Source organism: Dactylosporangium sp. NPDC051484, from assembly GCF_040689395.1.
Taxonomy (GTDB): domain Bacteria; phylum Actinomycetota; class Actinomycetes; order Mycobacteriales; family Micromonosporaceae; genus Dactylosporangium.
This window is the reverse complement of the sequence record NZ_JBFAZX010000031.1, coordinates 1-13,419: the sequence shown is the minus strand read 5'-3', so window position 1 is coordinate 13,419 and position 13,419 is coordinate 1. Positions and strand designations below refer to the sequence as shown.

Sequence of the window (13,419 nt, the reverse complement as noted above, 5' to 3'; positions counted from 1 at the left end):
CCGATTCATGGATTCGGCAGAGCTTGCGGATGCCGAGCTCGCGGCAAGAATCGCCGCGCTGCCACCGCAGAAGCGCATCCTCTTCGAGCAGCTGTTGGCGCAGCGGCAGGGGCCGAGCGTGCATGAGCTGTCGGTCACGCAGCAAGGGCTGTTCTTTCTCGACGCGATCACCCCAGGCAGCGCGCTCTACACCATCGCGTGGCGCTGCCGGCTGACCGGTGTGCTCGACCGCGACCGGTTCGCTCGTGCGGTGCGGGCGGTCGTGGCCCGCCATGCCGCGCTGCGCACCCGGTTCGACGTCGGCGACGGCGGGCCGGTCCAGGTGGTCGAGCCGGCGGCGGCGATCGAGGTGCCGCTGGAGGATCTCACCGACGGCCCGCAGCCGCAGCGCGAGGAGCGGCTGCACACGCGGCTCACCGAGTTGGCCTCGGCCGGGTTCGACCTGCGTCGCGGGCCGCTGCTGCGCACCGTGCTGTTCCGCCTCGAGCAGGACCGGCATGTGCTGGCACTGCTGGCGCACCACATCATTTTCGACTACGTCTCGACCGAGATCTTCCTCGCCGAGCTCATGCGTGCCTACGACGGCGAAGACCTCGGTTCGTTGCAGCTGCAATACACCGACTTCGCCCGGTGGCAGCGCGAGTATCTGCGGGGCGAACGGCTTGCGGAGCACCGCGACCACTGGGTTCGCCAGCTTGCCGGTGCCGACGGCCTGCTCGACCTGCCGGCCGACCGGCCGAGGCAGGCGATTCAGTCCTATCGCGGCGCGTGGTACTCGTTCTGCATTCCAGGCACGACCATGGACGCGTTGCGCGACCTCGCGCGCCGTGAACGGGTCACCCCGTTCATGGTGTATCTGGCGGCGTTCCAGGTGCTGATGCATCGCTGCAGCGGGGCGGGCCGGATCAACGTCGGCCTCGCCGTCGACACCCGCAACCGGGCAGCGCTGCGGCCCGTCATCGGCTACTTCATCAACGCGGTCGTGGCCAGCACCGAGATCGCGCCAGAGTCGTCCTTCGTGGACCTCCTCGATCGGATCCGGCGGGTGTGCCTGGACGCCTACGCGCACCAGGACCTGCCGTTCGACCAGGTCGTCGAGGTCGTCGGCCCGGCTCGCAGCCTCAGCTACAACCCGCTGTTTCAGGTGACCTGCGCACTCGACGAGGAACCGCCGCGCGGGGTGACGGCGGACGGGCTCACCCTCGCCGCGGTCGAAGGCATGCACACCGGGTTGGCGAAGTTCGACCTCTCCTTCGGCGCGATCATGCGCTCGACGCATACACAGGTCAATGTCGACTACAACACGGACCTGTTCGACGAAGCGACGGTGGCCCGGCTGGGGCGTTGTTTCGTCACGCTGCTCAACGCCATCGCGCACCACCCGCGGACCGCGATCTCGGCGTTGCCGTTGCTCGACGATGCCGAGCGGCGGGTGCTGACCCGCGAGTGGCCGGTCGGCCCGTCGCTGCCGGTCCTGCCCGCCGTGCCCGCCGTGCCCGCCGTGCCTTCACGGGCCGGCGCGCCGACCCGGGACGAGGGGTCGAGCCGGCTCGAGGTGCTACGGGCGATCGAGCGGTGGGCCCGCCTGCGACCCGACGCGATCGCGGTGGTCACCGCCGGTGGAGAGCTGAGCTACGCGGTCCTGCATCGCGAGGTCGAGCGGATGGCGGCGGCCCTGAGCGAGCAGGGGATCGGACCGCGGCACGTCGTCGGCGTGCCGGCGTTCGGCGATGCCGGTCTGGTCGTCGCGGTGCTCGCGGTCCTGTCCCGCGGTGCGGCGGTCATGGCCGCCCAGATGTCCGCGGTCGAGGAGCTGGAACCCGCGTCGCAGGACGCCGTGGCCGGCCTGCCCTTCGTCGACGGTGCGGCGGTTGCCTACCTTCCGGTCGTCGCCGGCCATGGTCCGCTGGCGGTCACGTTCGCGGCACTGGACGCCGCGATCGCCGCGGCGGCGCACGAGCTTGGCCTGACCGGCTCTGACCGGGTGGCGGTGCGCAATCCGCTGGGGCACCCGGACGCGCTCTGGGAGCTCGGTGCGGCCCTGCTGGCCGGCGCCACGGTGCAGCTGCCTGCCACCGACGGCTCGCCGCCCGCGGCGGCGCCGACCGTCGCGGTGCTGGCGCGCGGAGAATCGGCCTCGGCCGGGCTCCGGATGGCGGTGACGACGGCAGACGTCTCGGTCGCCGCCGGTTCCGGCGTGTGCTGGGCGTTCGCCCCGCCCGGAGTGTCCGGGCCGGTCGCGTGGACGTCCCAGCCGCTGGACGGATGCGGCGAACGATCGATCGGACGACCTGGGCCTGGGGCTCGGCTCTATGTCCTGGACGCCAACCTGCGGCCGCAGCCGATCGGGGTGCGCGGCGAACTCTACGTCGGCGGCGACCAGGTGGCACTGGGCTACCCGGACGACCCAGCTCGCACGGCGCGGGCGTTCGTGCCCGACCCCTTCCACAGCGGGGTCCGGTTGTTGCGGACGGGACAGTGGGCCCGCTGGCGTCCTGACGGCACCATCTCGCTGCTGGGGCGGGTGGCCGAACCGTGGCAGGACGAACACGGCCGGCACGTGCCGACCCGCCGGGTCGCCATGGCGCTGGCCCGCCACCCGGCCGTAGCCGACGCGGCGGTGCTGATCCAGCGCCGCCGGCGCGCGCCGGCGGTGCTCACCGCCTACGTGGTGGCGGCCGAGGGCTGCCAGGCCCCGGGCCTGCGCGAGGTCCAGCGTTTCCTCGGCGGGGTGGTTCCCGACTACATGCTTCCCCGTGCCGTCGTGGCGCTGCCGCGACTGCCGCTCGACGCGAGCGGCGGTGTCGATGCCGACGCGCTCGCGGTGCTCGAACCCGCGGGCGGCGTGGCGAACGCGACGGCACCGCCACGCACGGCGGTGCAACGGCTGCTCACCGCGGCGTTCGCCCAGCACCTGGCCGTCGACGGGGTCGGCGTCGACGATGACTTCTTCGACCTCGGTGGCCATTCACTGCTCGCCATCCAGCTGCTGTCCTATGTCGGCGAGCTGTTCGGGGTGGCGCTGGAGACCTCGCTGTTGTTTCGCGCGGCCACACCGGGCGCCCTCGCCACTGAACTTGCGCATCGGCTCGGCGGTGAGGAACAGGCCGAGCAGATCGCGCAGTCCGTGGAGGACGTCCTGTCCATGTCGGACGCCGAGGTCCAGCAACGGCTCGCGGCACCGAGCGAGGAGGCGACGCCGGCATGAGGAGCAGGTACCGGCTGATGGTCCCGGGGCCGACGGCGGCGCCGCCGCAGGTGCTCGCCGCCGGGGCACTGCCCGTTTTCGACGAACGCATCCCGCGCTTTGCCGAGCTGTACGACCGGGTGCTGCACGGACTCCGCCACGTCTTCCTGACCGAGGGTGACGTGCTGCTCTTCACCTCGAGCATGACCGGTGCGTTCGAAAGCGTGGTCCAGAACGTCTTCTCCCCGGGCGATCGGGTGCTGGTAGCGAACAACGGCTATTTCGCGCAGCGCTGGGTGGACATGTGCCGGGCCTTCCGGCTGGACGTCGTCGAGCTGACGCACCGGTGGGGGGAGGCGGTCGACAACGAGCGGGTCGCCGACACCATCGCCCGCGACCCCGCCATCGTGGCCGCGGTCGGCGTGCATTGTGAAACCTCGACCGGCGCGCTCAGCGACATGGAGGCGTTCGGCGCGGCGACCAAGACGGTGGTGTCCATTGTGGATTCCGCGTCCAGTCTCGGGGCGGACGAACTGCGCACCAAGGACTGGGGCCTTGACGTGGTCATCGGCGGGGGACAGAAGGCGCTGATGACGCCCGCCGGCCTGAGCTTCGTCGCGGTGAGCGAGCGGGCCTGGAACGCGCACGAGCGGGCCACGGGCGCGCGGTTCTATTTCGACTGGACGGCCACTCGCGAGGCGATCGTGGACCGCCACGCCACCCCGTTCACCCCGCCGGTGAGCCTGGTAGTCCAGCTTGACCAGGCGCTCGCCGCGATCCTGGACGAAGGTCTCGACGCGGTCTGGCGCCGGCATTCGGTGCTCTGCGCCGCGACCCGGGCCGCCGTCAGTGCGCTCGGCCTTGAGCACACGGTGGCCGCCGCACACGCCAGCGGTGCGGTCACCGGCGCACGCCTGCCGGAGACGCTGGACGCCCGGCTACTCGTGGCCCACCTGCTCGAACGGTACGGCGTGCAGATCACGGCCGGCATCGGTGCCGACGCTGCCCGAACCGTCCGGATAGGCCATTGCGGGTGGGTGGACGGTGGCGACGTCGTCAGTGCGGTCGCCGCGCTGGAGCAGGCGCTGGCCGATCTCGGGCATCAGGTGACGCTCGGCGCCGGCGTGGCCGCGGCACAGCGTGTACTGGCCGGACAGGAGGTCCTGCGATGACCGCGACGGCGACGACGATGGGCGATCTCGCCGGGCCGGCCCGCGACTTCGGTCGCGGCGAGGTGGTCCACGACGTCATCGCGGATCGGGTGCGGCGCACCCCGTGGGCGGTGGTGGCCGAGCACGACGGCGCCGTGCTGACCTACGGTCAGCTGGACGAGCTCTCCGCGGCGCTGGCAGGGCGGCTGCGTGGGCTCGGGGTAGCGCTGGAGGGCCGGGTCGCGGTGATCGCGCCACCGTCGCGCGAGATCCTCGTGGCCGCCGTCGGGGTGATGCGCGCCGGTGCGGCGTGGGTGCCGATCGACCCCGACTACCCACCGGACCGGATCGCGCTGCTGCTGGCCGACTGCGCGCCGGATGCGATCGTCTGCACCGCGGCGGTCGCCGATCGGGTGCCCGGGTCCGCGCCGCCCGTCGTGATCGTCGATGCCGACGCCGAGCCCAGCCTGACCGCGGTCACCGCGGCCGTCGACCCGTCGGCGCCGGCCGTCGATCCGGCGAACGCGGCATGCGTCATCTACACCTCTGGCTCGACCTCCTCGCCGAAGGGGGTGGTGATCACCCATCGCGGGCTGGTCAACCTGGCGTTGCTGGCCGCCGACCGCTTCGCCCTGCGGCCCGGCCACCGCTTCCTCCAACTGGCCTCGGTCAGCTTCTCCGCGTTTCTGGAGGAGGTGTTCCCGTCCGTACTGACCGGAGCGACCGTCGTGTTCGCCGGCTACCGCAAGGCGATGCGGTCGATCCCGGGGTTCCTGCAGATCGTGCGTGACAGCGGGGCTAGCGCCTTCGGCATCACCACCGCCTACTGGCAGGAGCTGGTCGAGCAGCTCGACGAGTCGCGGCAGCACCTGCCGGCGACGGTGCGGATGGTGCTCATGGGCGGCGAGGCCGTGCGGGCGGACGCGGTGGCCCGCTGGCCGCGGCTCGGGGTGGCCCTCGTGCACGTGTACGGCCCGACGGAGGCGACCGCCACCGCGACCTACTTCCACAGCGGCGAGCACGACCAGGGGCTGTTGCTGGCCGGGCAGTTGCCGATCGGCAGCCCGGTGGCGAACATGACGGTACGGCTGCTGGACGAGCGGCTGGTGCCGGTCACGGGCGGCGAGCCGGGCGAAGTCTACATCGCCGGCATCGGGCTCGCCCGTGGTTACCACGCGGCCCCCGGCGCCACCGCGTCCCGATTCGTGCCCGACCCGTACGGGCCACCGGGCACCCGGATGTATCGCACGGGCGACCTCGCGGCGCGCCGCGAAGACGGCAACCTCGAGTTTCTCGGGCGTATCGGCACGGGCAGCGCCGCGGAGGTGAAGCTTCGCGGGGTGCGGTTTCAGCCTGCCGAGGTCGAAGCGGTGCTCGAGTCGCACCCCGGCGTCCGCCGCGCCGTGGCACAGGTGCGGCAGGTCGGCGCGCGCCGTCAGGCGCTCGTCGCCTATCTCGTCGCGCAGTCGGAGCAGGTCCCGAGCGTGTCCGCCCTGCGCGAGCATGCCGCCGCCCGGCTGCCGGATGCGCTGGTGCCGGCCCGCTTCGTCGTCGTCGACCGGATCCCGTTGTCGGCCAACGGCAAGACCGACTACGCGGCGCTGCCCGAGCCCGACCTGAGCCGGCCGGCGATCGACACCCCGTGGGTCGAGCCGCAGAGCCAGACGCAGCGGCGGGTGGCCGAGGTGTGGTCGCAGGTGCTCGGGGTCGCGAGCCCCGGCGCGCACGACAGCTTTCTCGAGCTGGGTGGCGACTCGCTGGCCGCCACGCGGGTGCTCGCCCGGCTCGGTGACATCTTCGGGATCCGGCTGCGGGTCGGCGACACGCTGCGGGCGGGTACCGTGCAAGCACTGGCCCGGCTCATCGACGAGCAGCGCGCGGCCGGGATCGAGGCGCACGACGACCTGCCCCAGGCACGCCGGCGCGCGCAGCTCGTGGCCAACGCGCTGCGCGACCGCGCGGCGCCGCCCGGGGCGAACATGCTGTCCGTGAGCCAGCAAGGGCTGTGGGTGCTGCACAGGCTCAGCCCGGAGAATCCCCGCTACAACGTCGCGATCCGGCTACGGCTGACCGGGGCCGTGGATGTCACCCGGCTCGCCGATGCGGTCGCCCGCGCCAGCGTCCGCCACCAGGCGCTGGGCAGCGTGTTCACCACAGTGGACGGATACGCGCTGCAGGTGTTCCCGCCGGTCGGTGCCGGCGCGGTGACCCTGCGCCCGGTGGACCTGCGCGGTCTCGATCCCGCGGTCCGGGTGGCAGAGGCCGACCGGTTGATCACCGAGGAAGCGGCCGCGCCGTTTGACCTCGCCGCGGGGCCGGTCTGCCGGATGTCGCTGCACCTGCTCGGCGACGACGAGTTCGAGCTCACCATCCAGGCACATCACCTGGTCTTCGACGGATGGTCCGCACGGGTGCTGCTGGACGACATCCTCGCCGAGTACGACGGCCGCGGCGCACCGGCACCCGAGCTGAGTTACGCCGACTTCGCGGCGCTGCAACGGGAACGGCTGCGCGGGGAGCACCTGGAGCGGCTTGAGCGATACTGGGCGAAGGCGCTGGCGCAGGCACCGCAGCGGATCGAATTGTCGCAGCGCCAACGTCCGAACACCTTCGACCGCGCGGGCGAGAGCATCCGGATGCCCTTGGACCCGCAGCTGCTCGGCGCACTCACGGCGTTGGGCCACGAAGAGGACGCCACCCTGTTCATGGTGGCCCTGGCCGGGTTTTCCGTGATGCTGCACCGGCACAGCGGCGCGACCGACCTCCCGATCGGCACACCGTTCGCCAACCGGCCCGGGGCCGGGTTCGACCGGGTGGTTGGGTTCTTTGTCAACACCATCGTGCTGCGCGCTGACCTGCACGGTGAGCCCAGCTACCGCGACGTGATACGGCGAGTGCGGGCGACCTGCCTGGACGGGTACGAGCACGGCGAGCTGCCGTTCGACCTGCTCGTCGAGCGGCTCGCCCCGCCGCGCCAGCGAGGTGAGAACCCGTTGTTCCAGGTCGTCTTCAGCCTCGACTCGGCGCCGGGTGCGAGCAGCCACACGCCCGGCGTCATCCTGCACCAGGGCCGGCTGGTCGAGACCGGCTCGGCCATGTTCGACCTGACCTGGCTGGTCGAGCTCCAGCCCGGCGGGGGAGTGGTGGTCGCCGCCGAGTTCGATTCGGCCCTCCTGCGCGTCGATGAGGTCGCGGCGATGGTGGCGACCTACCAGGAGGTGCTGCGGAGCATGACCGCGCAGCCGGATCGGCCGATCACCGCCTCGATCGATCGGGACGAGGCCGGCCTGTCGGCAGCCGACGAGGCAGACGCGATCGAGCGTGTCCTGGGCGCGATGTGGTCGGAGGCGTTCGACGGCGCCGCGGTCGGCCCGCACGACGACTTCTTCGAGATCGGCGGATACTCCCTGCTCGCGTCCCAGCTGTGCGCCCGCATCGGCGAGCGGCTGGGGGTGCGGATCGAACTGCGCACGTTCTTCGAGTCGCCCACGATCGCCGCGCTGGCCGAACGGGTGCGCCAGCAGCGTGCCGCCGAGCCGAGCCCGCAACCGAGCCTGTCCGAGCCGGCCGGAGCGGGACCGTCGCTGCGCGCCCTGCTCGACGAGATCGAGAGCCTGTCCGACGACGACGTCGTGGCCGCCGCGAACAGCGCGGACACGACACCTGCCCCGCCCGCTCGCAGCGAAGTGGTGATCCCTTGAACCCCACCGAATCACTCGGCGTCACGGGCCGGCAGGACCTGCCGCTGAGCTCGGCCTATGCGGCCCCGCGCGGCGAGTTGGAGTCAGCCCTGGCCGAGCTGTGGTCCGGTCGGCTCAACGTCGACCCGGTCGGCGTCGACGACGACTTCTTCGAGTTGGGCGGGCACTCCCTGATGGCCGTCGAGCTGTTGCTGGACATCCAGGCGCGCCTGGGCATCGAGGTGAGTGCCGTGACCCTGTTTCTGCGGCCGACGATCCGGCAGCTGGCGGCGGTCATGACCGTGCCGAACGAGGAGGCTGGGGACCAGCCGTGAGAACCGCGCCCGCCCCCGACGTCGCCGCGGTCGACATCTGCGTCGACTTCACCGACCCGGCCGTCTTCCGGGACGGCAACCCGCACGCGGTCTGGCACGCGATGCGCGAGCGCGACCCGGTGCACTGGCATCCGCCGACCGAATCGCGGGTGGGTTACTGGTCCGTCACCCGATACCGCGACGTCGAAGCCGTGCTCCGCGATCACCGCACCTTCACGTCGGAGGGCGGCACGCTGCTGGCCCTGCTGGGCGAGCCCGACCCGGCCAGCCGCCAGCAACTGTCCGCGACGGACCCGCCGCGGCACACCCAGATGCGTGCCCCGCTCCAGCGTGCGCTGGTCGGCGGGCGTACCGATCGGCACCAGGATCTGCTGCGCGAGCACGCACGCCGGCTGCTCGACCCGATGCGCTCCGGCGAGCCGTTCGACTTCGCCGCCGCGATGCATCAGCTACCGGTGGTCATGTTCGGCACGCTCATGGACCTGCCGAGCAGCGACTGGGCCTGGCTCGCCCAGCGCGCGGAGATCGCGATCGCGCCGGACGATCCGCTCTACCGGCTGCCGGCCGGGGCGCAGGCCACGGCGCAGCGCGCGCACCGGGAACTGTTCGCATACTTCCAGGACATGGCGACCGCGCGGGCCCGCCGGCCGGGCGACGACCTGCTCAGCCTGCTGCTCACGATGCACGTCGACGGTCGGCCGCTCGACCGCGGCGCTGTCATGGCCAACTGCTACCTGCTGCTCATCGGCTCGACGGTCACGGTGCCTGAGGTACCGAAGGCGGCGCTGCTCGAACTGATCACCACGGGCGGCTACGAGGCCTGGGCCACTCAGCCGGACCTGCTCGGCAGCGGCATCGAGGAAGCCCTGCGCTGGGCATCGCCCGCGAACCACGTGCTGCGGTATGCCACCTGCGACACGCGCATCGGCGAAGTCTCGATTCGCGCCGGCGACGCGGTCGTGGTCTGGTACGGCTCGGCGAACCGCGACCGGGAGATCTTCGAGGAGCCGTTCACGTTCGACGTGCGCCGCCACCCCAACCGCCACCTCACCTTCGGGTCGGGCGCGCACTACTGCGTCGGGTTCGCGGTGGCCCGGATGACCCTGCGGACGCTCTTCGAAGAGCTGTTCGCCACCTTCGACAAGATCGAGCTGGCCGGCGAGGTCACCCACATCGCCTCCAACTTCGTTGCCGGCATCACCAGCCTGCCCGTGGCCGCGCGCACCCGCGGCGCGATATCCGTGGGGGAGAGAGCATGAGCAACCCAGAGCACGCCGGCGCGGTCCGCAAGACGCCCTGGCTGCTGCGCCCGCCGAGCGAGGACGCCCAGGCGCGCCTGTTCTGCCTGCCGTACTCCGGCTGCGGAGCGAGCATGTACCGGCGGTGGCCCAGGATGGTGGACGGGCTGGAGATCTGCCCGATCCAGCTGCCCGGGCGGGAGAACCGGATGCGGGAGGCGCCGTACGCCACGTACGAACAGCTCGCCGCGGACCTCACCGAGGCCCTGCTTCCGTATCTGGACCGGCCGTTCGGCCTCTTCGGTCACTGCGGCTCGGCCTTGATCGCCTATGAGACGGCCGTGCAACTGGAGCGCGGCGGTGCTGCCACGCCGGCGGGTGTCTTCGTCTCGTCCCAGGTCGCGCCGCACGAAGGGCCGTACGGCACCTACCTGACCATGGACGACGTGCAGCTCGCGGCGGAACTCGAGAGCCTCATCCGGCAGATGGGCGGCACGCCGACGCCTGATCTGGTGCAGCTGTGTCTGGGTGTGATGCGCGCCGATGTGGACGCCAACGCCCTGTACAAGATGGCGCAGCCGGCGCGCCTGCGGGGCCCGCTGGTAGCGATCGGCTGGGACAGTGACACCAACGTCCGGCACGAGCTGATGGGCGGGTGGGCGCAGTACAGCGCGGCCGCCGACGCGGTCATCCTCCCCGGTGCGCACTTCGAGTTCCTGCGGTTCCCGGCGTCGCTGCAAGCGACCTTCCTCGCCTATCTCGGGCTCGCGGCCGCGCAGCCGTCGTGGCGGGTGAGCGTCGACGCGGACATCTGCGTCGGCTCGGGAACCTGCGTCTCGGTCGCGCCGGACCGCTTTGTGTTCGACGACGAGGACCGTTCCCGCCCACGCCACAGCGTCATCACCGAACTCGGCGTGGTGGAGCTGGCCGCCCAGATGTGCCCGACGGCGGCGATCCGGCTCTCCGCGCTGGCCGGCCGCGCGAAGTGACGAACGCCTACTCCGGGCGGTCGCTGATCCAGCGGGCGGCGAGCAGCCCCGACGCCGCGGTCAGCACGGCAGCCGCGATGACGGTCGCGTTGAGGTTGAGCGCGTCGGCGAGGACACCGGCGACGAGCGCGCCGGCGGCGTAGCCGATGTCGCGCCAGAACCGGTACGTGCCCAGGGCGTTGGCCCGCCAGGCCGGGTGGGCATGGTCCGACACGGACGCGATCAGGGCCGGGTACACCATGGCGGTGCCCAGGCCGAGCAGGACCGCGGACAGGATGCCGGCCAGCATCGGGCGGTCGAGCAGGGCGAGGGCGGCGACGAAACCGACGGCCTGGACCAGCATGCCGGTGACGATGAGGGGCTTGCGGCCAATGCGGTCCGCGAGGTGCCCGGTGGGGATCTGACCGAGGCCCCACAGCAGCGGGTACAGGCCCTTGATCAGGCCGATCGCGGCGAGGCCGAGGCCGTGGTCGGTGAACAGCAGCGGGAACACGCCCCAGGTCAGGCCGTCGTTGAGGTTGTTGATGAGGCCGGCCTGGCAGGCGCCGCGCAGCGAGCGGTGCCGCCACGAGGTCCGTGCGAACGTCGGTGCGAGACCGGCCGGCTGCTCGGCCTCGGTGGCCGGTTTCGGGTGCTGCGCGAGCTCGAGGGCGACGTGCGCGGCGGTGTCGCGGACCACGACCGAGAGCAGCAGGCCAGCGGCGACGAAGACGACTCCGATGAGCTCGGGGGCCGGGCGAAGCCCGTAACGGGTGGCGAGGTAGCCGGTGAGCAGGGCGGTGCCACCGACGGCGACGTAGCCGGCGGCCTCGTTCAGGCCGGTCGCCAGGCCGCGGCGGGCCGGGCCGACGAGGTCGATCTTCATGTTGACGGTCATCGACCAGGTCAGGCCCTGGTTGACGCCGAGCAGGACGTTCGCGGCGACGATCCAGCCCCACGCGGGCGCCCACGCCAGCACGAACGGGACCGGGATGCCGAGCAACCACCCGACCAGCAGCAGCTGCTTGCGGTGGAAGCGTCCGGTCAGCGCGCCGGCGGCGAGGTTCGTCAGCGCCTTGGTGACGCCGAAGGCGATGATGAACGAGAACACGGCCAGGTCGCTGGCCAGGCCGAACACCTCGGTCCCGATCAGTGGCACGGTCGTGCGTTCCAGACCGACCAGGCCGCCGACGCAGACGTTGACGACGACGAGCAGGGTGAACTGCAGCCAGTTTTCCCGCAGCCCCAGCCGCACCGGACGAGCCGGCGCGATGGTGGCGGTGGTGGCGGTGCCGGTCACCGTTGTTCGCCGTCGACGAGGCGCAGGCCGTGTGCGGCGGCGTACTCGGAAGGACCGCCGTCGAGCACCTTCACGTGGGTGTGCCCGGCGCGTTCGAGGACGCTCGCGGCGGTCATCGCGCGCTCGCCGTGCCCGCACGCGACCACCGCGCCGCCGGGCACGTCGAGGTGGTGCTCGGCGAGGGCGCCGAGCTCAAGGTTGACGGCGCCCGGCACGTGCCCGGCACCGAACTCCGCGCGCTGCCGCACGTCCAGGTATCGGCCCGGCGAGGTCTGGTCCGCGGTGACGAACGGGGTCGTGCGGTGCGGCCGGCCGGCCGCGAGCCACGCGTGCATGCCGCCAGCGAGGTGCCCGGCGAGCCGCTCGAAGCCGATCTTGTACGCCTGCCAGACGATCTCGTGCAGATCCTGGTCGTCGTTGGCGACCACGGCGATCGGGACGTCGTCGGGCGCCAGCCAGCCCAGCCAGGTGGCGAACTGCGCGCGCAACGGGATCGACAGCGCACCCGGGATGTGGCCCGCTGCGAAGTCCACGGCGGGCCGCGCGTCGACGACGTAACCGCCGTCGGCGAGCAGCGCCCGGAGCGCGTCGCAGCTCAGGGCGGGCAGCGGTGGGGTCCCGGCCAGGACGGCGGGGCCGCGCCGGTTGCGCTCCGCGAGCCGGTCGAAGTAGGCGGGGTACGTGCCGAGGCTCGCCAGCAGCCGCCGGGCGAACGCGTCCTCGTCGGGCGCGGCCAGCAGCGGGTTGGCGGCCTTCTCGGCGCCGATGGTGGAGGTGCGCTCGGTGCCGGGCGGAGCGGAGCAGAACGACCCGGCCCCGTGTGTGGGCCAGACCGCGGTCGCGTCCGGCAGCATGGCGAGGCGTCGCAGCGAGTGGTACTGCGCCCGGGCCAGCTCCTGCGCGCGGTCGGCGCCGAGCAGGTCGGTGCGGGCGGCCGAGCCGACGATGAGCGACCCGCCCGTGAACACGCCCAGCTCGACGCCGCCGTCCAGCAGCAGATACGCGACGTGCTCGTCGGTGTGGCCGGGGGTGCTCAGCACCCGCAGCCGCAGCCCGCCCAGATCGACCTCGTCGCCGTCGGCGAGGCCGCGGTGCGGGAACGCGCGCCCGCTCGCCGCCGCCGCGAGCACGACGGCGCCGTGGTCGTGGCCGAGCTGGACGGCGCCGGAGAGGAAGTCGGCGTGCAGGTGCGTGTCCGCCGCGTATGCCACCGTCAGCCCGCGTCGCTGCGCGGCGGCGTGCAGGGCGCGCAGGTCGCGAGACGCGTCCACGGCCAGGGCGCGGCCGTCACCGAGGTCGACGAGATAAGTGCTGTTGCCCAGTCCTGCGTCGACGAGCGGGACGAGATGGTCTTCGGAGAACCCCACGATGCTCCTTCAGAGTCGGTGGCGGACGGCGCTCCAGCCAATGCACTATAATACTCCATGGAGTTATGGAGGAAGCCATGCCGGAGCACGACACCGCCGCGAAGGCGCAGTTGTACGACGCGTTCGCGGTCAGCGGGAAAGCACTGTCCAACGGCAAACGCCTCGAACTGCTCGACATACTCGCCCAAGGCGA

Annotated in this window: 7 protein-coding genes and 1 pseudogene; 6 read left to right on the top strand and 2 right to left on the bottom strand. The window is 72.2% G+C overall.

From position 1 onward, the window contains the following. The first annotated feature begins 7 nt into the window (after nucleotides 1-7). The 6 genes and pseudogenes from AB0367_RS32430 to AB0367_RS32405 all read left to right on the top strand — a co-directional run bounded on the left by AB0367_RS32430 (nucleotide 8) and on the right by AB0367_RS32405 (nucleotide 10,580). Complete coding sequence (locus AB0367_RS32430) at nucleotides 8-3,208, top strand: condensation domain-containing protein (protein ID WP_366230294.1); 3,201 nt, start codon at nucleotides 8-10, stop codon at nucleotides 3,206-3,208. Continuing rightward, nucleotides 3,205-4,359, top strand: a complete 1,155-nt coding sequence (locus tag AB0367_RS32425; RefSeq protein ID WP_366230293.1) for an alanine--glyoxylate aminotransferase family protein — start codon at nucleotides 3,205-3,207, stop codon at nucleotides 4,357-4,359. The genes AB0367_RS32430 and AB0367_RS32425 overlap by 4 nt, the downstream gene beginning before the upstream one ends. Further along, nucleotides 4,356-8,039, top strand: coding sequence for an amino acid adenylation domain-containing protein (locus tag AB0367_RS32420; RefSeq protein ID WP_366230292.1), 3,684 nt, complete (start codon nucleotides 4,356-4,358; stop codon nucleotides 8,037-8,039). The genes AB0367_RS32425 and AB0367_RS32420 overlap by 4 nt, the downstream gene beginning before the upstream one ends. A gap of 47 nt (nucleotides 8,040-8,086) precedes the next feature. Beyond that, nucleotides 8,087-8,353, top strand: a pseudogene (locus AB0367_RS32415) (phosphopantetheine-binding protein); the annotation flags it as partial. Beyond that, on the top strand, nucleotides 8,350-9,612 hold the full coding sequence (locus AB0367_RS32410) for a cytochrome P450 (RefSeq protein ID WP_366230291.1): 1,263 nt from the start codon (nucleotides 8,350-8,352) through the stop codon (nucleotides 9,610-9,612). The pseudogene AB0367_RS32415 and the gene AB0367_RS32410, both read left to right, overlap by 4 nt. Continuing rightward, complete coding sequence (locus tag AB0367_RS32405) at nucleotides 9,609-10,580, top strand: thioesterase domain-containing protein (RefSeq protein WP_366230290.1); 972 nt, start codon at nucleotides 9,609-9,611, stop codon at nucleotides 10,578-10,580. Before AB0367_RS32410 ends, AB0367_RS32405 begins: the two co-directional genes overlap by 4 nt. A gap of 7 nt (nucleotides 10,581-10,587) precedes the next feature. Here AB0367_RS32405 and AB0367_RS32400 read toward each other — a convergent pair whose 3' ends face one another. Further along, on the bottom strand, nucleotides 10,588-11,859 hold the full coding sequence (locus AB0367_RS32400; RefSeq protein WP_366230289.1) for an MFS transporter: 1,272 nt from the start codon (nucleotides 11,857-11,859) through the stop codon (nucleotides 10,588-10,590). Next, nucleotides 11,856-13,226 carry a rhodanese-like domain-containing protein gene (locus AB0367_RS32395; protein WP_366230288.1) on the bottom strand — a complete coding sequence of 457 codons (1,371 nt, stop codon included), beginning with the start codon at nucleotides 13,224-13,226 and terminating at the stop codon, nucleotides 11,856-11,858. The genes AB0367_RS32400 and AB0367_RS32395 overlap by 4 nt, the downstream gene beginning before the upstream one ends. Between the last annotated feature and the right edge of the window lie 193 nt (nucleotides 13,227-13,419).